This window comes from Flaviflexus massiliensis, from assembly GCF_001375495.1.
GTDB lineage: Bacteria > Actinomycetota > Actinomycetes > Actinomycetales > Actinomycetaceae > Flaviflexus > Flaviflexus massiliensis.
Genome location: NZ_LN831056.1, coordinates 168773 through 191230 on the forward strand (window position 1 = coordinate 168773; position 22458 = coordinate 191230).

Below are 22458 nucleotides of genomic sequence, written 5' to 3' on the forward strand. Positions count from 1 at the left end.
GCTTTTGTCGCCAGGACAGCGCTATCGCTCTATATGCCTAGTCCGAAGAATCACAGAGCACGGTCTTTTCAGGAGTAGCACGGAGCACCGAGGCACGGTTGGTGTGAGGTTTCGTGGGATGAAGGTCCCGGATCGATCGAAGGAAATCTCACTGACGTTGCAGGAAGTTCCCGGGTGGCACTCTTGACTGAATCTGGAAGTTACGCGGTCGGGTGAAACCGGGGGAGTGGCCACCATGTGCCTTAGTGCTCATGGCGCTGTGACCAGGGGAAACGTCGACTGTAGTTGCGGAATTACTGGGTCGTTTTGTGCAAAGACGTTCAAGACCCCTCCCGTGTTTCGACCGGTAGTCAAGTCCCGGTTCAAATTAAGTCAATTCGGTTTAGAATGAGTGTGGTTATACGACCGCATGTCTATCTTGTGAAGGAGTCCCAGTGGCCATTATTGAGGCACTGAACGCCCGTGAAATTCTCGATTCCCGCGGCAACCCGACCGTTGAGGTTGAGGTCCAGCTCGACGACGGCGCGTACGCTGTTGCACAGGTTCCCTCCGGAGCTTCAACCGGCGCATTCGAAGCCGTCGAACGCCGCGATGGTGACAAGGGTCGCTACCTGGGTAAGGGTGTCGAAGAGGCCGTGAACGCGGTACTCGAAGTTATCGAACCCGAAGTTGTTGGCCTTGAAGCTGACGAGCAGCGTGTGCTTGACCAGACGATGATCGATCTGGACGGCACCCCCAACAAGGGCAAGATTGGCGCAAACGCTATTCTTGGTGTTTCCCTTGCCGTCGCTAAGGCAGCAGCCGAATCCGCTGGCCTGCCCCTCTACCGCTACCTTGGCGGCCCGAACGCACACGTTCTGCCCGTCCCGATGATGAACATCCTCAACGGTGGTTCGCACGCCGACTCCAACGTTGACATCCAGGAGTTCATGATCGCCCCGATCGGCGCCCCCTCCTTTAAGGAATCCCTCCGCTGGGGTGCCGAGGTCTACCACGCACTCAAGTCCGTCCTCAAGGATCGTGGCCTCAATACCGGCCTCGGAGACGAGGGTGGCTTCGCCCCGAACCTCGACTCGAACGCCGCAGCACTCGACCTGATCGTTGACGCGATCGGCAAGACCGGCCTCGAAGCAGGCAAGGACATTGCGCTCGCACTCGACGTTGCCTCGACCGAGTTCTTCCAGGAAGGCAAGTACCAGTTCGAGGGTGGTCAGAAGACCGCTCAGGAAATGATCGACTACTACGAGAAGCTCGTCAACGACTACCCGCTGGTCTCCATCGAAGACCCGCTGTCGGAGGACGAGTGGGATGACTGGTCGGCACTCACCGCACAGATCGGTAACCGCGTCCAGATCGTTGGCGACGACCTGTTCGTCACCAACCCGGAGCGTCTCGCCCGCGGCATCAAGACCCAGGCAGCGAACTCCCTCCTCGTCAAGGTCAACCAGATCGGAACCCTGACCGAGACATTCGATGCCGTTGAAGCAGCGCACCGCGCAGGCTTCACCTCGATGACCTCGCACCGTTCCGGTGAAACCGAGGACACCACGATTGCTGACCTCGCAGTTGCCACCAACTCCGGTCAGATCAAGACCGGTGCCCCGGCACGTGGCGAACGCATCAACAAGTACAACCAGCTGCTCCGCATCGAATACGGCCTGGGTGACGCAGCTGCGTACGCCGGTCGCGGAGCTTTCCCCCGCGCCTCCTTCTAAAACCCGAGCGGGACATTTTGACGTGTCCCACACGTGTTGAGTAAGCGACACAGAGCCGGCCCTGCAGTAAAAACCGTGGGGCCGGCTCTACTATGGAAACCATGAGTTCTCGACGCCCCAGCGCATCGCGCGGCCCCAGCAGGCCCGGCGCACCCAGAAGAACCGTGACCGGTGGGCGTTCTCAGCAGCAGAGTTCGACAAAGGACGTGCCGCGCCTCAAATCAAAACAGCGAGTGAAGCGCAGCATTGTCGTGGGTAGCGAAGGCGGCAAGGTCCGCGCCCTGTCCATGAGGCTCGTCACCGTTGTTCTCGTTGGCCTACTCGCCATCATCATCGTCGCCCCAACCCTGTCGAACTACCTGAACCAGCAGCAGGAATTGCGTGAACTCAACCGGTCCGTTGAAGAAGCGCAGGCCAGAATCTCGTCGCTCGAGAACGAGCTGAGACTCTGGAACGACGACGAATACGTCAGGGCCCAGGCACGCGAACGACTCGGCTATGTCAAACCGGGTGAAGTCCTCTACACGGTCGAAGACCCGACCGAGGGCACGGCTGAAGAGCAGCGGGAAGCCCTCGCAACAGAATTGGAATACAATCGCAGGGCCGCAACCCCCTGGTTCACCACCATGTGGGATTCGGTGACAATCGCCGGATATAGCAGCGAAGGTGATGACGTGGTTGACCCGACCGACCCGGGCACAACCCCCGATGTAGGAGAAACCGAGTGACCGTTTCCGAGGCAGACCTTTTATCCCTCCAAAGGCAACTCCAGCGCGTACCGCGCGGAGTACTGGGAGTGGCCGCACGATGCGGATGTGGGGAGCCCACCGTTGTTGAAACAGCCCCCCGGCTTGAGGACGGATCCCCGTTCCCCACACTGTTCTACCTCACCCACCCTCAGGTGGTTCTCGAAGTGTCCCGCCTCGAGGGAAGCGGCCTCATGGCTGAACTAACCGATCGGCTCGAGACCGATGAGGAACTCGCCGCAAGCTACCGGGCAGCCCATGCAGACTACATTGAGCGACGCAACCGCCACGGCGAAGTCGAAGAGATCGCGGGAATCTCAGCGGGCGGCATGCCCACGCGCGTCAAGTGCCTCCATGCCCTCGTCGGACACAGTCTCGCAGTCGGCCCCGGCATCAATCCCATCGGCGACCTTGCCCTTTCCCTCATCGACTGGACTCCCGACACCTGCACCTGCGCACAGGACACCGCCAATCCAGAAGCGAACGAAAGCTAACGAGCTGGTCCCGGGCACCAATCCTTGTGTGCCTGAAAGCGGCAGGAAGCCTTCGTCCCATGCCGCTGTGCGTGGAGAATGGGTTTAGCTCAATCCGAGAAAGATCACGATTTCGAGGTCGAATCAGTCCACCAATCGTGGCAGTCTTAAGAAGTGAAAGTTGCCGGTATTGATTGTGGAACCAACTCCATTCGTCTTCTCATAGCCTCGGTTGAACCAGGCAAACCCCTCGTCGACATTGTGCGAACCATGGAAGTGGTGCGTCTCGGCCAGGGAGTCGACACGAGAGGCGAATTCGCCCAGGAAGCGCTCGACCGCACCTTTGCGGCAGCAGAACGCTACGCACAGCTCTGCCAGGAACACGAGGTAGAGGCAATCAGATTCGTTGCGACCTCGGCGACGCGGGATGCTCGCAATCGGGACGTATTCATCTCCGGCATCCACGACCGCCTCGGAGTTATCCCCGAAGTGGTGTCTGGCGAACGGGAAGCACAGCTGTCCTTCCACGGTGCCGCATCCGTCCTCGACTCGAACGAACCGGTTGCCGTTGTCGATCTTGGTGGCGGATCCACCGAAATTGTGCTCGGCTCCAAAGAGCAGGGAGTTATCGGCGCGCATTCTATGAACGTGGGATGCGTTCGCATGTTCGAACGCCACTTCCGCAACGACCCACCAAGCGATTTCGAGATCGAGGCAGCGCGGGCCGATGTTCGTATGACACTGGATGAGGCGGGAAAAACAGTCGACTTCACACAGGCCACCCGTTTGATCGGCCTGGCAGGCACGGTTACAACCGTCACGGCTCGTGCGCTCGGATTGCCCACGTACGACCCGAAGCAGATTGATGCTGCCACCCTGAGCGTTGAGCAGGTTCACGAGGCCTGCGACTGGTTCCTCTCCGCAATGAAGGAGGAACGGGAAGCAGAAGGTTACCTCCATCCCGGCCGCGTTGACGTCATCGGCGCCGGTGCCCTTGTCTGGTCCGAAGTCGTGGCACGGTTTGAACGGGACAGTGGGCTGACCGAGGTCACCACATCCGAGCACGACATTCTTGACGGCATTGCACTCTGGGCCGCGGGAGAAATCGAGTAGGTCCAACCATCCGGGAATTCTTACCCGCTTCCGCTTTCTAGCGGCTTCAAACTCATCCCGACCAGGGATCGTTCTACAGCACCCTACGGGGCACTTTGGGCTGATTATATGGTGGGGTGGAAAGGAGTCGATATGACGACAATGACGCAGGCTGATCGGAAATTCCTTACCCGGGGGCTGTTGAACTCGCCAGAGAGGCCCTCGGTGACGGCGATGAACCCTTTGGATCCGTCCTTGTGCTCGAAGGTGAGGAGCTGTTCGCCGACCGAAATCGGGTCAGCGGGGGTGACAATACTCGCCACCCCGAATTTGAGATTGCGCGATGGGCGGCAGAGAATCTCAGCCCGGACCAGCGCAAGAAGGCAGTGGTCTACACCTCGGGCGAGCACTGCCCCATGTGTTCAGCCGCGCACGCCTGGGTCGGGCTCGGCCCGATCTACTACGCCAGTTCAAGCAAGCAACTTGCGGGCTGGTTTGCGGAGTGGGGGATCCCGCCAGGGCCCGTGGAAACGCTCCCCATCAACCAGGTAGCCACCGGAATTGAGGCAACCGGACCCGATGAAGAACTGAGCGAGCAGGTGAAACTCCTCCAGCAAGCAGCGCACGGAGTAGGCGGAAACTAGAAGACTCGTAGACGGAGCGTTCGATCCCTCGAACAAGACTCAGAAATCAAGTCAGATCCAGAATCTGATCCCTCCATACTCTGTCTATTCAGACAATGATCTATTAACAAGGGAGCGGGTAGTGAGCAGGAGATTCTCCTTACTCGCCACCCGCTATCGCGTCTTGGGTTACGTTTCCCGACTATGGGTTGTTAATTCCAGGACTGGTTGCACCCGACTCGGGGAGCTCATCCGGATCGAGGTTGGGCTTGCCGTCGAGGCGAATATCGTCCGAGGTGGCGTCATGCAGTTTCGGAGCATCATTCGCGTGAGCAAGGGACCTGATGTGAACCGCAATTGATCCGAGGACCGCGGAGAGTAGGGTGCCGATAATGACGGCGACACGGGCGTAACCAGCCACGTCCAGGCTCTGATCGAAGGAGAGCTGGGCGATTAGGAGGGACACGGTGAAGCCGATACCGGCGATGAGCGAGACAGCCGCAATGTCAGCAAGGAGCAGTCCCTTACCGAGCCGCAATCTGAACACCTTGGTGAGGAGGACTGTGCCGCCCCAAATACCAATGAACTTACCCACGGGTAGGGCGAGGTAGATGGCGAGTGCAACCGGGTGGGTGAAAACGTCACCGAGACCGCCAGAATCCACGATGTTCACACCGGCCGCGAAGAAGGCGAAGATGGGGAGAACGATGCCGGAGGACCAGAAGTCGAGCTTCTCACCAAAGAATTCAGTGAGGGGCTTCGATTCCTTCGCTGCCGCAATGGCAGGAATGGACAGACCCATGAGAACGCCCGCGATTGTGGCGTGCACACCCGAGGCGTGCATGGTTGCCCAGGCGAAGATCGCGATAGGCCACAGCAGCCACCAGTGGGTGATCCGCTTGTTGACGAGCACAGCGAACACAATGATCGTGGCGAAAGACACTGCGAGCCAGAGGAAAGAGATTGACGAGGTGAAGAAGATCGCGATGATCAAAATGCCCAGGAGGTCATCAACGACGGCGAGAGTGAGGAGGAAGGTGCGCGCTGCGGTGGGGAGGCCCTTCCCGAACAGCCCAAGTACTGCAAGGGCAAACGCAATATCCGTTGCCACCGGGATCGCCCACCCGTCATACACACCGGATCCCGTGATCGTAATGATCAGGACATAGATGAGAACAGGTCCGGCGATGCCACACACGGCCGCCAGCATGGGGACCAGCGCCTGCTTGATATCCCTCAGACTTCCGGTGATGAACTCGGTCTTGAGCTCAAGGCCGATGACAAAGAAAAAGATGGCGAGCAGACCATCGGAAGCCCACGTGGCGATCGACAGGTCGAGGCCGATCGATGATGGTCCAACGATCGTGTTCGACAGGTCGAAATACGATTCGCGTGCGGGAGAGTTCGCCCAAATGAGCGCGATGAGTGCCCCGAGCATGAGCATGCCACCCGCAAAGGTCTCCGAATGGAGCTTCCCTCTATACCAGGTGATGGGATTCATGGTTGCCGCCAAAACTTTTCCTCCTGTGATCTGCATTGACCGTGATCTGCCTCCACTTTACTCCGGACAATCCAAACGAATTCTGTGATTACCGGCGGCGTCTTGCATAATTGAACGAGGCCCCCGTAGCCCAATCGGCAGAGGCAGTCGACTTAAAATCGATTCAGTATGGGTTCGAGTCCCATCGGGGGTACCGCAAGGTCAGGGAAACATTGAGGTTAAGGCCGATTTCAGCCGGGGCCAGTGGATTCACTCTCGTCGATTTCCGCTCGGGTTTCTAGCTTCACCAACGCTTCTATTGAACATGTCACAGTTGCGCCCAAGGTGGCAAAAAAGAGCAACTGGCAACAGGGAATCGGGCAAATTGGATGAAGCGAGGGTGCATTCAGGATATAAAAATCAAGGTGAGAGGCTGGCGGGAGCAGTCAGAGGCACCTGCCCGAGAGGTACGTACGAAATGCCTGTTCCCGCTTCCTGGTAGGTAGCTGATTGCGGGTAGTTCACCCCGCGCTCAATAGCGGTCGGAACCTGTGTTTCTCCAGACTCGTTGGATAGAATGCAAGAAGTGCACCACTAGATCTTGGAGGAATTGCATAATGAGCAATCCGATTATGTCGCGCAACTCGTACTTCACCGAGCAGCGCACCCCGGCCGGTTACCCGACCATGCCGGGTTACGCCCCCGGAAATGGCCAGCAGGCCAACCCCAACCAGTACGGCCAGCAGCAACAGCAGTACGACTACCAGCAGGCGGCTCCCGAATACGGCTACCAGCAGGATGTTTTCGGTCAGATGCCGGCGGACCGTGCGGCTAACGGTGAACCCGCGCTGACGTACGAAGACGTCATGATGAAGACGGGCATCCTTCTCGGCATCACAATTCTCACGGGTGCCCTTTCTTGGATGTTTTTCATCCCGTCAAATGCCACCTCGAGCGACGTCAGCTTGGGAATGACCGTTGCGGTTGTTAGTTCCCTTGCCGCCTTCGTGCTCGGCCTCGTCATGGCATTTAAGCGCCAGATCGGCCCCGGCCTTTCGATCGGCTACTCGGCACTCCAGGGTGTCGCTCTCGGTACCTTGACCGGTGCGCTGGAGATAATCTACCCCGGCATCGCAGTCCAGACGATCCTCGCCACCGTATCCGTTGTCGCGGTCTGCTGGTTCCTGCACACCACCGGTCTGGTTCGCACCACCTCGAAGGGTATGAAGATCGTCTTGACGGTCATGATCGCGTCGATCGTCTTTTCCCTCGCCAACCTGTTCCTCTCCTGGACCGGCATCGTCGACGCTCCCTGGGGCATGCGTTCCGCTGAAATTGCCGGCATCCCGCTCGGCGTCATCCTCGGCTTCGTCATGATCCTCGTCGCCTCCTACATGCTCATCAACGACTTTGAGGTCGCCAAGATCGCCGTCGCGAACCGCGCACCAAAGTCGTTTGCATGGACTGCGGCCGTCGGCATCGTCATGACCATCCTCTGGATCTACCTCGAGATCCTCCGCCTCATCGCCATCCTCAACCAGGACTAGTCGCGACCGAGATTGACATTGGCCCTCGGGATACCGGGGGCCAATCCCTTTCTCCAGCACCTATTCGCTCAATCCGCTGCCGTGCTTGAGCGATGGAACGGATCGTGGTGGGAAGAGATGATTGTGGGGCCGTCAGTGACGGCCCCACAATCATGTGAATAAACTCTTTGGTTACTTCACGCCAACGATGTCGACAACGAAAACGAGGGTATCGGTGCCGCCGATACCGGCCTGTGGCACGCCGCGTGCGCCGTAGCCCTTCTCCGGCGGAATGGAGATGACGAGGCGGGAGCCCACGGTCTTGCCGACCAGGGTCTCGTCCCAGCCCTTAATAACCATGCCAACACCGATGGGGAACGAGGTGGTTTGGCCGCGTTTGTATGACGAGTCGAAGAGGCCACCGTTCCAGATCTGGCCGTGGTAGTTCACCTCAATTTCGCGACCGCCCTGGACCACGGGGCCGGTACCTTCTTCAAGGACAATGGCGTGCAAACCGGCAGGGGCCTGCTCGGTCGGGAACTCGAGTGTGGGCTCGTCACCGAACGAACCGGAGACGTTGGGTAGCTCAACGGACATGTGATTCCTTTCAATTATGAACAAGGTCAAGTTTGGCACAGATCGCGTGCGGAGGAGATGGTGGGTTATCGTGCGATCGGGCAGGGCAGGCCCGTGCGGGAGTGGCAGTTGTATCCGAACGGGTTCTTATCTAGATACTGCTGGTGCTCATCTTCAGCCAGGAAGTATTCTGCTCCGGGCTCGTTTACTTCGGTTACGATCTGGTCCCGGCCAGCACCGTCCAACACGACCTGGTAGTCGCTGCGGACCTTGAGAGCAGTCTCGTACTGCTCGGGCGTGGTTGCGAAGATCGCGGACCGGTACTGGGTGCCGCGGTCGTTGCCCTGGCGGTTGAGGGTCGTGGGATCGTGCGACTCAAAGAAAGTTGCAAGTATTTCGCCGTAGCTCAGCTTCGCCGGATCGTACACAACGCGCACGGTCTCCGTGTGGCCGGTCATGCCCGTGCACACTTCCATGTATGTCGGATTCTGAGTGAAGCCACCCATGAATCCCACGGAGGTTGTGTAGGCACCCATTTCCCAAAAGATCTTCTCAGCACCCCAGTAGCATCCGAGCGCGAGATACGCCTCTTCCATACCCTCGGGAACGGGGCCGGCGAGGGGAGTGCCGAGGACTGTATGGGGGCGGGGATTGGGCAGAACGGGGGTGTCCCTGCCGGGCAGTGCATTCTCCGCCGTCACGGTTGGTGGCTGGCTGAACTGTAGGAAACTCATGACTGAATTGTCCTCCCCACCATCATTATTCTCAAGGAATCTCGCCAGGGAAGGAATTGCGCAAATACCCCCAGGATCAAGATAAATGAAGAATTCTTGTGGTGTGCCGGATACCAGCTCTGATCAGTACAATGATTCCTTGAAGCTACGAGAGGGAGACATGCCCAAGTCAACAGAGAATGAGAAGCGGACGATTCGGCAACGTGCCCTCGAGCGCCGCAAGCGACTTTCGCATGCCCCAGCAAGACGGACGGATACCGCGTTCCTGGAACGGCTTGAGCGGCAAGAGGCGAAAGATGGTGGTGGGAGCGCAGTGCCGTGGTCCCTTAAGACGGCGGCGAGCTGGTCATGGCGCATCATCGTTGTTTGTATCGCCCTCGTCATCATCGGTCGTGTCCTGACTTTCTTCAGCACGATCCTTCTCGCGATTCTGGTTGCGGTTCTCCTGACTGTGCTCATGGAACCGATCCTCAGGTTCTATCGCTCGAAGCTCCGCATGCCCCGCACCCTTGCCGCGGCGGTCACTCTCATCACCTTCATTTTGATTGTGGCGGGTCTCGTGGGCGGTGCCGGTGCTTCCATCGTCTCCGGCTTCTCCGACCTGTCGGACAAGGCCGTGGCCGGCTTCGATCAGCTGCTCGACTGGCTGTCAGAAGGACCGCTCGGTATCGGTGCGGAGCAGATCGACACTTACGTTAGTGAACTGCAGTCAACCCTGTCCTCGAATGCGAGCATGATTGCCGGGGGAGTGGTGAGTGCAACCGGCTCACTCGTTTCCTTCTTCACCGGCCTGATCCTGGCGCTCTTCACCATGTTCTTCTTCCTGAAGGATGGGCGGAAGATCTGGTTCTACATTGTTCGACTCTTCCCCGAACAGGCACGTGACGATGCGAACGAGGCGGGTGTTCGTGCCTGGTACACGATCGGTGCCTACACACGTACGCAGATTCAGGTGGCATTCATCGATGCTGTCGGTATTGCCGGGGTCGCGGCAGCGCTTCAGGTGCCGCTCTGGTTCCCCATCGGTGTCCTTGTCTTCGTTGGTTCCTTTGTCCCGATCGTCGGTGCCTTCGTCACCGGTGCGATCGCGACTCTTGTCGCGCTCGTGGATCAGGGTGTCACCGCCGCCATCCTCATGCTCGTCGGCGTACTGCTCGTCCAGCAGATCGAAGGCAACTTCCTGCAGCCCTTCCTTCAGGGCAATAAGCTCTCCCTCCACCCTGTCGTTGTCGTTGTTGCGGTCGCGGGAGGTTCCGCATTCGCGGGAATCTTCGGTGCCCTGTTCGCCGTTCCCCTGGTGGCGGTCGTTAACGTGGTGGTCAACTACCTCGTGGGCCGGGACATGTATCCCGAACTCAATTACGACCCCAACCGGCCCGGTGGGCCGCCAGAGGCCTTCGATGAATACATTTCGGCGAGCGATGAGAAGCTTGCGATGCGGGCCGAGAAGGCTGAAGCTATGAGCAAGGCAGGAGATGACACTCCATCCGCCGCCGAACTGACCCACGAACTCGACTTTGAAGATGATGGTGGGGAAGAGACTACGCCTGATACTTCAGGGACCGACGACGGTCAGGAAGCCGCGAAATAGTAGCGGCATCAGGCCGTGATACTTTAAGGGGTTGCTTATGCTGCAGGGCGTGGGCAACCACTTAAAGCCTCTGCCGTCCTAACTCAGTGCAGATCGGATTCGTGAGGGGTGGAGGGAGCCTACTTTTGCGTGACCTCTATCGTGTAGTAGGCGGGTTCCTCGTACGGGTGGTTCTGCTCGAGCGTCGCAATGATGCGGTCTCGGAGGTTGCGGGGATACCGCACTTCGACGCGATACTCGGCAACCATTTCAATTTGCCCGGATTCTCCGATTGTTGGGTTGGCGTCCCTGCCCGGCAGGAACTGTCCCGTACCGGCCGACCAAAAGGCACACCGATCGTAGTCGCCGATCGTGCCCGCCCCGGCCTCGAATAATCCGTTGAGTACCCGGTCCCGATCGGCTTCCGGAACAAAGAACACGAGAACGTCCTGCATGATAACCCTCCCTTATCTCGTTATTACCGGTTAGGTATTTTGAACTGCCAGATATGAAAAGTGGGGAATGCGCACGAGCGCACTCCCCACGTCGACAACGGTTGCCTTTAGCGTAGCGATTCGAGGCCGATAATCTTCACGGCAATGTCCTTGCCATTGGGTGCCTTGTAAGACCGTTCGTCACCAACCGTGGCGCCCATGATTGCCGCACCAAGGGGTGCTGCTTCCGGGAACACGCTGATGTTGAGGTCGGCAGCCGCCTGACGGGAACCGAGCAGGAACTTCTGCTCCTTACCGTTGATCTCGGCGGTCACAACAACGCCGGGACCAACTTTGGATGTATCGACGTTGCCTTCACCCACCTGGGCGTTACGGAGGAGGTGCGTGAGCTCAATGATTCGCCCCTCCATCTTCGACTGCTCTTCACGAGCAGCATGGTAGCCACCGTTCTCCTTGAGGTCGCCCTCCGAGCGAGCGGCCTCAATACGTTCCGCGACTTCTTCGCGACCGCGGGTCTCGAGGTCGCGAAGCTCCGCGGAGAGGCGGTCGAAGCTTTCTTGCGACAGCCACGTGGTCTGCGATTCAGCCATGTTGGTCTCCTTGGTTGAGAGTAAGAAAAATGCCGCATAGGTGCGGCAGGCTTAAAAATTTATGTTAGCAGGTGTTGAGCGTGAGACCTAGGACGTAGGTACACAATATTCGACAGATCCGGTGGCTGCTCGCTCGGATGTTGCGAGGACAAGCTCACGTACCTCGGTTTCCTTCTCCATCGTCCACGTCCACGACTGAGCTCCAACTTCAGCAAAGTCGTCATTCACCGCGGTTGCCGTGCATTCGAGTTCGACCCCCGGCTCACCGTGAACCCGGAAATCGAGGCGTACCTGCGAATCTGAGAGAACCTTGTGCCCAGTGTTGTGAAGCTCGATGTGGGGTCCGCGACCAATAAACTGGAGCGCGATCGCAACCGATGCGAAGACAACGGCGAGAACGACGAGAACAATGCCGACAACCCGCAACGGATTGCGATCCAACCCATACCGATCGTGAAGTTCGGCCGGAATGTCGTTCTTTCTCACAGGTTACGCCTTTCGGAAAGAGATTAGTCTAGTAACTGATTGTCTCAGTATTATCGACAAAGAACATAATTGTTGGAGGGAAGAGAATCAGTGTCGCAACCACGACTCATGGCGATCCATGCACATCCGGACGATGAATCGTCGAAGGGTGCTGCCACGATGGCACACTATGCCACGCTTGGACGGGTCCGGGTAGTGACATGTACCGGTGGTGAACGCGGCTCCATTCTGAACCCGAGACTAGCCGGACGCACCGACATCGAAGAGAACATGCACGAGGTGCGTAGGGAGGAGATGCGTCAAGCCGCCGAGCATCTCAATATTGAACACCACTGGCTGGGATTCGTTGACTCGGGCCTGCCGGAGGGCGATCCGATGCCCCCGCTACCCGAAGGATGCTTCTCGGTTGTCCCCATCGAAGAACCCGTGGGCAGGCTTGTTGCCCAGATTCGTGAATTCAAGCCCCAGGTCGTGACCACCTATAACGAGCTCGGCGGCTACCCGCACCCGGACCACATCCGGGTCCACGAGGTATCGATGGCTGCGGTCAAGGCCGCGGCCGACCCGGAGCAGTTCCCCGAAGCGGGACCCGCCTGGGAGGTTTCCAAGGTGTACTACGATGTGTCGTTCTCCAAGGACCGCATTATCGCCATTCACGAAGAACTCGAGCGCGACGGCCACGAGTCTCCGTTCCAGGAGTGGCTCTCCAACCGTGGCAAGGCACCGACTCGCCCGGTCCATGCACGCCTCGACGTGCACGAATACTTCCCGCAACGCGACCGAGCTCTCCTTGCGCACGCCACCCAGATCGACCCGGATGGGTTCTTCATGGCGGTGCCCCGCGACATTGAGGCACGAGTGTGGCCGTGGGAAGAGTTTGAACTCGCCTACTCCACGGTGGGTAGATCAGACGAGATTGAAACCGACCTCTTCGCAAGGATTGAAATCTAGTGTTCCTCCTCAACCTCATGGACCCCGACTCGACCGATGACATTCCGACAGAACCGTGGGAAGCAACCCCGGGCGTCGAAGGCTTCCTCCTCGGTTTCTTCTTCATCGGAATTGCCGTCGCATTCCTCATGTGGGCAATGAACCGCTCCCTTCGCAAGATCAACCACAACGCCAGGGTTGAAGCCGCAAAGAAGGCGGAGGCACGCGCCGCAGAGAAGGAAGCGAGCGAGAAGGCAAAGGCCGAGACCGGAAAGCCAGCTGAGGAGACAGGAACGGAAGAGACTCTGCCGGCCGCATCCTCCCAATCTCCCAAGTAAGCACTGAGGGAGCTTGTTCCCGGCGGAGGGGAATAAACGGACGCTTAAGGAGGGGTGACGACTACGTCGTCACCCCTCCCCACATCTACCCTCCCGACTTGGACCATGACTGGTCCAAGGGGCGGCTACTTCTTACCCTTTTTCTTGGACTTCTTTTTCTTGTTCTTCTTGTCCTGCTTCTTCGTATTTTTCTTGGAGCCCGAGCCTGCCTTGGAGTCCTTTGCTCCAGAGCCGGCGGACTTCTTCGTTACGGAGTGCTCCGCAGAATCGCCTGACTTCTTCGAGGACGACTCGGACGAGTCGGAAGATTCAGTGTCCTTCTCGCCATTGTCCTGATCAGAGTTTGTGGTCGCGGGTGCGCGCTCCCCATTGTCGACATCTTTCAGTTGTGCCACGGAGTCCTTGAGTGCCAGGTAGTCGCCGTACTCTTCCTTTGCCTCCTTGAGCTGTTCCGCAACTGTTTCTTCGAGATGCTTGGCGAGTTCGGGTTCGACGGTTGAGAGCAGTCTGCGTCGCTGGACCGCTACCTGCCAGCGGGGGTTTGGCCACTTCGGGTCGATGTCGATAAGGGCCTGGGTGACGAGTTCGGTGATGGCGACGCGGGCGTACCACTTCTTGTCGGCGGGGACCACGTACCAGGGTGCGTGATCGGTTGAGGTGTACCGGAAAACATCCTGGTAGGCATCCTGGTATTCATCCCATTTTGCTCTCGTGTCGAGGTCACCAGGATTGTGCTTCCAACGCTTGTCGGGTCGTTCAATGCGCTCAAGAATGCGTCTGGCCTGCTCTTCGTAGGAGCACATGAGGGCGACTTTGATAATCGTTGTCCCAGAGTCAACCAGTCTCTGCTCAAACCGGTTGATCTCCGCATAACGCTTGCGCCACACCTGCTCCTCGACAAGATTGTCGACCCGAGCAACGAGAACATCCTCGTAATGCGAGCGGTCGAAGACACCGATCTTGCCCGGCTCTGGCAGTTCCTTCTTGATCCGCCACAGGTAGTGGTGGGCTAGCTCTTCTTTCGTGGGTACACCAAACGAAGCAAGGGAGACGCCCTGAGGGTCGACCATGCCCATGACGTGACGGACAATCCCACCCTTCCCCGCAGTATCGAGGCCCTGAATGATGAGGAGTACTGAGCGAGTGCCGCCGTGCTTTCCGTCGGCAAACAGGCGTTCCTGAAGTTCGCTGAGCAGCTCACCGCGGTCTGCCATACGCTCCTGCCCATCGGCCTTATCCCCGGTGAAACCGGGGGTGCTGGAGCGATCGAGCGCGGCGAGAGCAAAATCGGGCCCCGCACGTAACGCCAAGTGAGGGGACGTGTCCCAGAGCTTCTTTGCCATTGTATCCTCCTAGTCGATTCAGGATTGTACGAGTGTAACGGATACGGCACGCCCTGCGTGGAAGAAAGTCCTGCCGCTTTGCGGCAGGACTTGACCCGTTACGTCCTAAGAATTCTCGTTCTTATCACCGGTGAGGCTTTTTAACTACGAGAATTCTGGAGGCTATATGTGTGGAAGCTCGTGAGCTAGACGCCGGCGTAGGCGAGGGCGATGGCGACCGCGTGGCAGGCATAGGCGAGCACCGTGCACAGGTGGAAGAACTCGTGGAAACCAAAGTGGCGTGGCCAGGGATTGGGCCGTTTTGTTGCGTAGAAGAGAGCACCGATCGTGTAGATGACGCCACCGGCGATGATGAGAATGACGACCGTGGGTGAGCCGTTTCGCCAGATCTCAGGCAAATACCAGATCGCTATCCAACCAACAGCAACATAGAGAGCTACGTACAGCCACCTGGGGAAATCGATCCAGGAGATGTGCATGATGCTGCCGATAATGGCGCCGCCCCACACGACACTGAGACACGTGACGAGCGAAGAACCTTCGAGGAGAATGAGAGAGATTGGCGTGTACGTGCCCGCGATAAGGACAAAGATATTGGCGTGATCGATCTTGCGCATGATCGCAAGAACTTTCGGTGACCAGTTACCAAGGTGGTAGAGGGCAGAGAAACCAAAGAGGGCGGTGGATGCAAAAAGGAAAACGGCCGCCCCAACAGCCTGGGTACCCGTATCTGACATGACAATGAGGACAATGCAGAAAGCGATAGCAAGGGGTGTTGCGATGAGATGGAGGAGACCACGAGCCGCTGGTTTACCCGCCTGCCTGCGAATCTCCCGGTAGGAGCCCCGCGGCTCCCGAGAAGGCGTTCCCGAACCGTTGTCGTGAGAAGTAACCTGATCAATCGACGTCATAAGTTCAGAATATCGTGTCACCCTACGGGTAACCTATGAGTAGTTTCCGAAGGGAGCACTCTCACGTGTCAATCAAAGATATTGTGTACCAGGTCTACGAGAATCGGGTCTCGCGGTCTCTGGATAGATCCCGCCTGCCCCGCCACGTTGGAGTCATCCTTGACGGAAACAGGCGGTGGGCGAAAACGGTTGGTGCAACTGCCGCCGATGGTCACCGGAGGGGCGCCGACAAGATCAGCGAGTTTCTCAACTGGTGCGATGAGGCCGGCATCGAGCTCGTCACCCTCTGGCTCCTCTCCACCGAGAACCTCAGTCGCTCCCAGCAGGAAATTGATGACCTGTCGGAGATCATCGTGGCGACCGTTGAACGGCTCGCCTACCAGGGACACTGGAAGCTCCACCACGTGGGAGACCTTAAACTTCTCAATGATGAGCACCAGAAACGCATCACCGATGCGATCGCCTCAACCCAGGATAGTAACGGGGCCTGGGTCAACGTGGCTGTGGGGTACGGCGGTCGCAGTGAAATCACGGAAGCTGTTCGGGAATTTATCCTGACGAAAGCTGAGGAAGGATTGGCGGCCGACGAGATCGCGGCGGCAGTCTCGATCGATGAAATCGAAGCGCATCTCTACACCCGTGGACAACCCGACCCCGACCTTGTTATCCGGACCTCGGGTGAACAGCGCCTGTCGGGCTTTATGCCCTGGCAAACAGTCCACTCCGAATACTATTTCTGTGAAGCCTATTGGCCCGACTTCCGGCGCACAGACTTCCTCCGTGCGCTCCGAGCATACGAGCTTCGGGACCGCCGCCACGGACGCTAACCCGCGAAAGACAGGGTGCAACTAACCGTAGAAGGTCCACAAGTCTGGACGAAAGATTGTCCTTCGCCCCGCTCAAGAGCGGTGTGTTCGCGGGAGAGGACGTTTTGTGGGGCAGGAGGTTTCGGACTAACTACTCACGACCGAATAGGACGAGACGAAATCGAGAAGCTCATCGCGAGTGGGAGGAACCGCGCCTCGGCGGGAGACGGTGATCGCCGCCCCAGCATTCGCATAACCGGCGATGGAGGTCAGTTGGCGTTCGGACAGGCGGCGTCGAGATTCTCGTGAACCAACACCGAGCATGCTCGTCCGACCGAGCGCGTCGATCAGTCCTGACATGAAGGCGTCACCAGCTCCGACCTGGTCAACGACCGTGACGGGTGGGGTGGTGGATCGGACCTGAACATTCTCGGTGGCAACAACCGCGCCCTCGCTGCCACCAGTGATCGCGACGAGTTGCGGTCCCATGCTCAACCATCTGCTAATCACAGCCTGCTGTGACATGGTCGGATATAGTGCGCGCAGGTCAGCCTGCGAAGCCTTGACCACATCTGACAGGCGAATGAACTCCTCGGTCCGTTCCAGGACCTGATCGTGGGGGCCAAGTCCCTCCCGGTAGTTCGGGTCGTACGAAATTGTCGAAACATCGGAGAGCGCGTGAATCCAGCCCCTCATGACCTCGGGGGCAACGTGAACGGCGAGGGAGCCGGTGTGCAGGATGCTGGGGGAGAGAGAAACCAGTTGCCGTGCTTCTTCGGTGCCCGGTACGGGAGCCACCGGTGGCGTGAAGTGCAGATCAAACTCGTAGGTACCCTGACCGTCGGAACCCACGGTTGCTCGGGCCGACGAGGTGGGGTTGTCGGTTTCGGAGCCGGGCCACAGCTTAGCGCCGGACTTCGTGAGTGTCTCTTTCAGGACACTGGCGCGAGGGCCTGAGCCAATGTCGGTTGCGAGGTTAACCTTGCGGCCGAGGAGCGCGAGCCCGCGAGCAACGTTATACGGTGCTCCGCCGGGAAGCTCAACAGTGCCTTCCTCTGTTTCGAACACGTCGACGAGAGACTCGCCGACAACGAAGCAGGTCATTCCCCATCATCCTCAGACTCGGCCGACTTACGGCCGGTTTGTGCCGCCTGGAGGCGGACCCGGGCACCATCCAGCCACTGCTGGCAGCGTCGGGCGAGAGCCTCGCCCCGTTCCCAGGCGGTAATGGATTCTTCGAGAGAGTCGGTGCCCTGCTCGAGCTTCGTCACGATCTCAACAAGCTGGGTGCGTGCTTCTTCGTAGCTGAGCCCGGCAATATCGCCGTGAGGATTGCTATTCGTTGTCATCGCTACTCCTTATTGCTATGACGTCAAGGCCGAGCTTCCCAGACGCAAGTAGCGCCTCCACTCGGTCACCTACTTCAAGAGTTGAAGAATCCCGGACGACACCGTCACGGGTTCGTAAAACCGCGTACCCGCGGTCAAGAACAGACTGGGGAGAGAGTGACCGCAGGTGCCGGACGAGAGAATCGAGAGCAACGGTGCCGGTTTCAATCTTCCGGTCCATGAGCTCCGTCAACCTATCCCTCAACCGGTCAATGTCGTCCTGGTGGGTATCAACAAGGGAATGGGGATTGGCGAGAACGGGGCGGGTCATGAGGCTTTCGAGCTCCGACTGGGCCACTGTCAGGCGGCGATCAATCGCAAGTCTGCCCCGACGCACCCCCTCCATAAGAATCTTCTTTTCTTCTGCGACCTCGGGAACGATGCGTTTCGCAGCATCGGTCGGGGTCGAAGCACGATAATCGGCAGCATCATCCACGATCGGTCGATCACCTTCGTGACCGATGGCGGTGACAACAGGGGTCTGTGCGGCGACTACAGCTCGTACCAGCCCCTCATCGGAAAACGGCATCAGGTCCTCAACGGAGCCACCACCGCGAGCGATGACAATGACATCCACCTCGGGCATGTCATCTAACTCCGCCAGTGCGCCGCGCACTTGTTCGGGGCTAGCAGCGCCCTGGACCTTAACTTCACGTATAACGAATTCGACCTCCGGCCAGCGGGCCTGAGCGTTGACGATCACGTCATCCTTCGCTTTCGCGTTCGAGCCACAAATCAGGCCGATCTTGCGAGGCAGGAAGGGGAGGGGCTTCTTACGATCCGCACGGAATAGTCCCTCTTCTCCCAGCCGCTTCCGCAGTGCTTCCAGGCGTGCTAGCAGGTCACCGACACCGGCGAAACGAACCTCGGCTACCTGAAGTGAGAGTGATCCGTTACCCACCCAGTAGTCAGGTTTGACGCGCAGAATGACTCGGGACCCTTCAGCGAAGTCGTCGGGAACGACATTCGTCCAAGCTTTGCAGTTCACCGAGATCTGCTCCGACAGGTCCCGAAGCGTAAAGAACTGGACGCGGGACGATGCTCGTGGGGTGTATTGCAGGACCTCGCCCTCCACCCACAGGGGAGACATGCGAGCCACGTACTCGGAGATCTTGTTTGAGAGCAGGGCGAGCGGCCACGGCCGGTCCGCAGAAGTTTCCGCCGCCAGCTGTGGTAGATCGGGTGGAACAACGACCTGCGAGCTCATATTCTGTAGTTTCCCATGTCCGCGGAAGGAAAATCCAAATTAGGTCCCAACCCTCACTCACTCCCATGACTATTCCGGTGAGGTCGTCAAGACCGTGGCTGAACGTGCCGGCCTCGCGTAGGGTAGTGAACGTGAGCACTTCATCGCATCCGTCGTCACTCGCAGGGATTTCAGCATTCCCCGGCGAGGTTCCTTCTGCCCCGAGCGAGGATGGCAAGAAGGTCCTTCTCGCGGCCCCGCGCGGCTACTGTGCAGGAGTGGACAGGGCAGTCGACGCGGTAGAAAAAGCACTGGAGCTGTACGGTGCACCAATCTATGTCCGCAAGGAAATCGTCCACAACAAGTTCGTGGTCGAGACCCTGACCAAGCGGGGAGCGATCTTTGTCGACGAAACCGATGAAGTCCCCGAAGGCGCACGCGTCGTGTTCTCAGCACACGGTGTCTCACCCGCAGTACACCAAGAGGCAGCCTCGCGGAACCTCGCAACGATTGATGCGACATGCCCTCTTGTGACCAAGGTGCACAAGGAGGCAGTCCGCTTCGCCAGCTCCGACTTCGACATTCTTCTTATTGGCCACGAAGGCCACGAAGAGGTTGAAGGCACCCAGGGAGAAGCACCCGACCATATTCAGGTCGTCAATGGTCCCGAAGATGTCGACAAGATTGAGGTTCGAGACCCCGACAAGGTCATCTGGCTCTCCCAAACGACACTTTCGGTTGACGAAACCATGGTGACAGTCGATCTCCTACGGAAGCGATTCCCCAATATTCAGGACCCGCCCTCGGACGACATTTGCTATGCCACCCAAAACCGTCAGGTCGCCATCAAACAGATCGGGCCCCGGGCAGACGTAGTCATCATCGTAGGCTCCGCTAACTCCTCCAACTCCGTCCGACTTGTCGAAGTCGCACTCGAAGCCGGGGCCGGGGCAGCCTATCGCGTTGACAACGCCGACCAGGTGGACCTGGCCTGGTTCGAGGGAGCCAAGAACATCGGCCTGAGCTCAGGAGCGTCGGTTCCCGAGATCCTCGTCCGTGGAGTTCTGGAACTCTTGGCCGAGCATGGCTACACGGACGTCGAAACTGTCACGACCGCAACCGAAAATGTGCAGTTCACCCTTCCCAAGAACCTTCGGGCTGATCTCAAGGCCGCGGGTTACGAACCCGACCGGGCACCGAAGAAGCTCCGCCCGGCACGCCGCGCTTAAGAACTGACAAGTAATAGGGTGCGTGCAGCTACCAATTCGGTAACTACACACCCCTAACGCTTGAATGGCATTGTGCAGGTTACGAGGTTTGTGCGCTCGCGGTTTTCCTAGCTTCCTGACGCCTCATCCAGCAATTCTGCTCGGGAAATGCTGCGGATCTGGGTCGCTTCGTTGCTGAGCTGGGGAACCTCCAAGTTGTCGGAAGGGAGCGAATCAAAGTTCCTTGCTGTCACGAGGAGCCTGTTCTCTAGGGTACCGATTGACTGATTGTAGGCCTTGACCGTGCGTGACAGGTGAGTTCCGACATTGGTCAGATGCTTACTCAGATCACCGAGGCGTTGCACGAGGTCCTTCCCCAATGCCAGGACCTCGCCCGCTTCCTCCGTGACGCGGGAGGTGGACCAGGTGCTGGCCACGGCACGCAGAAGGGCGAGAAGCGATGAGGGAGAGGTGAGGGCTACACCGAGCTTTGCAGCCTCATCCAGGAGAGCAGGATTTGCCTGTACGGCTTCGGAGAGTAGTGATTCGGCGGGCAGAAACATGATCGTGAGCTGAGGGGAGCCCGGGAACTGGCTCGGGTAATTGCGCTTGGCGAGTTCAAGAATGTGCGAACGCACTGCTTTCGCGTGCTCGTTCAAGAGCTGTGAACGCTCCTCAGCTCTGTTTACATCGTTCGTCAGTTCTGCTGCCTTCAGGTAGGCGCTGAGCGGGACCTTCGCATCGACAGCAATGGTGCCATCCCCGGGCAGGTAGATGAGCATGTCGGGCCGCTGCCCACCAATTGCTGTCTGGGTGTCAAAGTGAACGTGGGGGAGCATGCCCGCAGCGGTCACGATCCGTTCGAGTTCGGCCTCACCCCACACTCCTCGCGAGCTTGTTGAGGTCAATGCACTCCGGAGTGAAGTCGTGACGTTGAGGAGTTCCTTCGATGCCTGGCTGCTGTTTGTGAGCTGCTCTCCCAGGCGCGCGGTAGCGGAGACCTGGTGCCGCTCCATCTGCTGCACCTTGGTCGTCATGTCCGCGAGCTTGGTTGTGATGGGGGCGAGGGCCTGGAGAAGGTTCTGATCCCGGCTGGCGCGTTCGATCAATCCGTTGTTCTCTTCTTCGAGACGCTCGGAACGTGCTCTCACCTCCGCCATCTCCACCCGTGCCTCGGCGGAGGTGATGCGGGTGCGGGCAACACCCAGAAAGTATCCGACGGCAATGCCGACAGCGAGAACGACAAGGATCGCGAGAACAAACAGCAGGGGAGGGATTTCCATGCTTCAACTTTGCCAAACGGGAAGGGCACTTTTGTGACCAAAACTCACCAGCGGTAAGAAAACGAAGGACCCATTCAGTAGTGTTACGGGGAGGGAAGGAGACGGCAATGTCGAACGTATACGGTGGGTCAGATCCGCGCGGGAGCGTGGAATATCGCGATCGTCGGGTGTGGCAGGTGCAGGGGGTGAGAGTCACAGAGGTTGATTCGTTTCTGCCGGCCACCCACAACGCAACCTTTGCTCTGACACTTGTCTTCAGGCTCATGATTGTCTGCATGGCAGGCTGGTCAGCATTCGCCATGGTCCACAATGCCTATCAACGGACTGGGACCTGGGAGGGAGCCTTCGACCAGGCAATTTACTTCACGACCCTCTCGGCTGTCATCGTTACCCTCGCATACGGGGCTTCTATTCTCCGCGTATTCAAGTCTGGGTCGTTGAGAACCAGAATGGAACCGGATCAGGGCTGGTTCCGAGGGCTTGCTGTTCTCATGTCAGTCATGACCGGCATTATCTTTTCCACACTTCTCGACGGTACGTACCCGGATATGCGCGGTCTCTTCGCCCACCTTCTCGTGCCCATCCTTGTCGCCATCGACTGGATCTTCGTCGGAAGAAACCAAGAACGGCTCCACCCGGCAGTTCCCATTCTGTGGGCGGTGCTGATCCTCCCGTACCTGGCCGTGTACTGGTGGGATGCGGTCCGTGATGGCGGTGGCGGACCCATGTACAACTTCCTCGACCCGAATGCCGACAACTTCTTCACCGTAGTAGTAGGTCTGCTAGTTGGATTCCTCATTGCCGGATATGTCCTGTGGGCCATTGGGCGCCTCAAGGGCGCTATTAGCGGTACTAGCAATCTCATCCCATACCAGCAAGTTGCACACCTCGTTGACGCCAATCAGCCCCACAGCGGAAACGTGGTTCTCGGACAGCAGGTCGTAACCGAGGCGCCGGACCCGCCGAGCTTCTCGCCCCGCAATTCCTGAGAGCAACCAA

The 22458-nt window shown here is 58.6% G+C and carries 24 protein-coding genes and 1 tRNA gene; 13 read left to right on the forward strand and 12 right to left on the reverse strand.

Translation table 11 applies throughout. The features are described from left to right. The first annotated feature begins 434 nt into the window (after window positions 1-434). From eno to BN1241_RS00795, 5 genes are all read left to right on the forward strand, one after another. Window positions 435-1715: a phosphopyruvate hydratase gene (eno, locus tag BN1241_RS00775; RefSeq protein ID WP_054951852.1), complete on the forward strand. Its 1281-nt coding sequence runs from the start codon at window positions 435-437 to the stop codon at window positions 1713-1715. Between the two features lie 101 nt (window positions 1716-1816). Beyond that, window positions 1817-2443, forward strand: coding sequence for an FtsB family cell division protein (locus tag BN1241_RS00780; RefSeq protein WP_230198214.1), 627 nt, complete (start codon window positions 1817-1819; stop codon window positions 2441-2443). Beyond that, window positions 2440-2955 carry a DUF501 domain-containing protein gene (locus BN1241_RS00785; RefSeq protein WP_054951853.1) on the forward strand — a complete coding sequence of 172 codons (516 nt, stop codon included), beginning with the start codon at window positions 2440-2442 and terminating at the stop codon, window positions 2953-2955. The genes BN1241_RS00780 and BN1241_RS00785 overlap by 4 nt, the downstream gene beginning before the upstream one ends. Window positions 2956-3108: 153 nt before the next feature. Further along, window positions 3109-4047, forward strand: a complete 939-nt coding sequence (locus BN1241_RS00790) for a Ppx/GppA phosphatase family protein (RefSeq protein WP_054951854.1) — start codon at window positions 3109-3111, stop codon at window positions 4045-4047. Window positions 4048-4208: 161 nt separating this feature from the next. Further along, window positions 4209-4670 carry a nucleoside deaminase gene (locus BN1241_RS00795; RefSeq protein WP_054951855.1) on the forward strand — a complete coding sequence of 154 codons (462 nt, stop codon included), beginning with the start codon at window positions 4209-4211 and terminating at the stop codon, window positions 4668-4670. A 181-nt stretch (window positions 4671-4851) separates the two neighbouring features. On the opposite strand, the gene nhaA is transcribed toward BN1241_RS00795, so the two are convergent. Beyond that, a complete protein-coding gene (gene nhaA / locus BN1241_RS00800) occupies window positions 4852-6162 on the reverse strand; it encodes a Na+/H+ antiporter NhaA (protein WP_230198216.1) in 1311 nt (436 codons plus the stop codon). A 107-nt stretch (window positions 6163-6269) separates the two neighbouring features. On the opposite strand from nhaA, the gene BN1241_RS00805 reads away from it, so the two are divergent. Beyond that, window positions 6270-6343 (forward strand) — tRNA-Leu (locus tag BN1241_RS00805). Between the two features lie 403 nt (window positions 6344-6746). Beyond that, entirely contained in the window at window positions 6747-7676 is a 930-nt protein-coding gene (locus BN1241_RS00810; protein WP_054951856.1) for a Bax inhibitor-1/YccA family protein, read from the forward strand. A 171-nt stretch (window positions 7677-7847) separates the two neighbouring features. Here BN1241_RS00810 and BN1241_RS00815 read toward each other — a convergent pair whose 3' ends face one another. Beyond that, window positions 7848-8252: an FKBP-type peptidyl-prolyl cis-trans isomerase gene (locus BN1241_RS00815; RefSeq protein WP_054951857.1), complete on the reverse strand. Its 405-nt coding sequence runs from the start codon at window positions 8250-8252 to the stop codon at window positions 7848-7850. Between the two features lie 65 nt (window positions 8253-8317). Next, complete coding sequence (gene msrA / locus BN1241_RS00820) at window positions 8318-8965, reverse strand: peptide-methionine (S)-S-oxide reductase MsrA (protein ID WP_054951858.1); 648 nt, start codon at window positions 8963-8965, stop codon at window positions 8318-8320. Between the two features lie 160 nt (window positions 8966-9125). Between msrA and BN1241_RS00825 the strand changes: the two genes are divergently transcribed. Next, the gene (locus tag BN1241_RS00825; protein WP_054951859.1) at window positions 9126-10556 is read left to right on the forward strand and encodes an AI-2E family transporter; all 1431 of its coding nucleotides are present in this window, start codon (window positions 9126-9128) and stop codon (window positions 10554-10556) included. Between the two features lie 119 nt (window positions 10557-10675). Here the strand turns inward: BN1241_RS00825 and BN1241_RS00830 are convergent, their stop codons facing one another. The 3 genes from BN1241_RS00830 to BN1241_RS00840 form a co-directional block, all read right to left on the reverse strand. Next, window positions 10676-10990, reverse strand: a complete 315-nt coding sequence (locus BN1241_RS00830; protein WP_054951860.1) for a YqfO family protein — start codon at window positions 10988-10990, stop codon at window positions 10676-10678. A gap of 107 nt (window positions 10991-11097) precedes the next feature. Next, window positions 11098-11580: a transcription elongation factor GreA gene (gene greA, locus BN1241_RS00835; RefSeq protein WP_054951861.1), complete on the reverse strand. Its 483-nt coding sequence runs from the start codon at window positions 11578-11580 to the stop codon at window positions 11098-11100. An 87-nt stretch (window positions 11581-11667) separates the two neighbouring features. Further along, a complete protein-coding gene (locus tag BN1241_RS00840) occupies window positions 11668-12066 on the reverse strand; it encodes a DUF4307 domain-containing protein (RefSeq protein WP_054951862.1) in 399 nt (132 codons plus the stop codon). A gap of 90 nt (window positions 12067-12156) precedes the next feature. Here BN1241_RS00840 and mca point away from each other — a divergent pair, with 90 nt between their 5' ends. Together mca and BN1241_RS00850 are read left to right on the forward strand one after the other, a co-directional pair. Continuing rightward, window positions 12157-13017 (forward strand): mycothiol conjugate amidase Mca, encoded by an 861-nt coding sequence (mca, locus tag BN1241_RS00845; RefSeq protein ID WP_222704353.1) that lies wholly within the window; start codon window positions 12157-12159, stop codon window positions 13015-13017. Then, complete coding sequence (locus BN1241_RS00850; RefSeq protein ID WP_054951864.1) at window positions 13017-13334, forward strand: hypothetical protein; 318 nt, start codon at window positions 13017-13019, stop codon at window positions 13332-13334. The genes mca and BN1241_RS00850 overlap by 1 nt, the downstream gene beginning before the upstream one ends. 125 nt (window positions 13335-13459) lie before the next feature. Here BN1241_RS00850 and BN1241_RS00855 read toward each other — a convergent pair whose 3' ends face one another. Beyond that, on the reverse strand, window positions 13460-14677 hold the full coding sequence (locus tag BN1241_RS00855) for a PPK2 family polyphosphate kinase (protein ID WP_077138212.1): 1218 nt from the start codon (window positions 14675-14677) through the stop codon (window positions 13460-13462). Window positions 14678-14862: 185 nt separating this feature from the next. After that, window positions 14863-15588: a PAQR family membrane homeostasis protein TrhA gene (gene trhA / locus BN1241_RS00860; RefSeq protein WP_082418134.1), complete on the reverse strand. Its 726-nt coding sequence runs from the start codon at window positions 15586-15588 to the stop codon at window positions 14863-14865. Window positions 15589-15623: 35 nt separating this feature from the next. Between trhA and BN1241_RS00865 the strand changes: the two genes are divergently transcribed. Then, window positions 15624-16415, forward strand: a complete 792-nt coding sequence (locus BN1241_RS00865) for an isoprenyl transferase (RefSeq protein WP_187117577.1) — start codon at window positions 15624-15626, stop codon at window positions 16413-16415. Window positions 16416-16541: 126 nt separating this feature from the next. Here BN1241_RS00865 and BN1241_RS00870 read toward each other — a convergent pair whose 3' ends face one another. From BN1241_RS00870 to xseA, 3 genes are read right to left on the reverse strand one after another with little or no spacing between them, the layout of a single operon-like run. After that, a complete protein-coding gene (locus tag BN1241_RS00870) occupies window positions 16542-17498 on the reverse strand; it encodes a PfkB family carbohydrate kinase (RefSeq protein WP_054951866.1) in 957 nt (318 codons plus the stop codon). Then, window positions 17495-17743 (reverse strand): exodeoxyribonuclease VII small subunit, encoded by a 249-nt coding sequence (locus tag BN1241_RS00875; RefSeq protein WP_054951867.1) that lies wholly within the window; start codon window positions 17741-17743, stop codon window positions 17495-17497. Before BN1241_RS00875 ends, BN1241_RS00870 begins: the two co-directional genes overlap by 4 nt. Beyond that, window positions 17730-18989: an exodeoxyribonuclease VII large subunit gene (gene xseA / locus BN1241_RS00880; RefSeq protein ID WP_054951868.1), complete on the reverse strand. Its 1260-nt coding sequence runs from the start codon at window positions 18987-18989 to the stop codon at window positions 17730-17732. Before xseA ends, BN1241_RS00875 begins: the two co-directional genes overlap by 14 nt. Window positions 18990-19156: 167 nt before the next feature. Here xseA and BN1241_RS00885 point away from each other — a divergent pair, with 167 nt between their 5' ends. After that, window positions 19157-20197: a 4-hydroxy-3-methylbut-2-enyl diphosphate reductase gene (locus tag BN1241_RS00885; RefSeq protein WP_054951988.1), complete on the forward strand. Its 1041-nt coding sequence runs from the start codon at window positions 19157-19159 to the stop codon at window positions 20195-20197. 107 nt (window positions 20198-20304) lie between these two features. Here the strand turns inward: BN1241_RS00885 and BN1241_RS00890 are convergent, their stop codons facing one another. After that, the gene (locus BN1241_RS00890; protein WP_054951869.1) at window positions 20305-21459 is read right to left on the reverse strand and encodes a DNA recombination protein RmuC; all 1155 of its coding nucleotides are present in this window, start codon (window positions 21457-21459) and stop codon (window positions 20305-20307) included. A gap of 107 nt (window positions 21460-21566) precedes the next feature. Here BN1241_RS00890 and BN1241_RS00895 point away from each other — a divergent pair, with 107 nt between their 5' ends. After that, window positions 21567-22448 (forward strand): hypothetical protein, encoded by an 882-nt coding sequence (locus BN1241_RS00895; protein ID WP_054951870.1) that lies wholly within the window; start codon window positions 21567-21569, stop codon window positions 22446-22448. Window positions 22449-22458 lie beyond the last annotated feature (10 nt).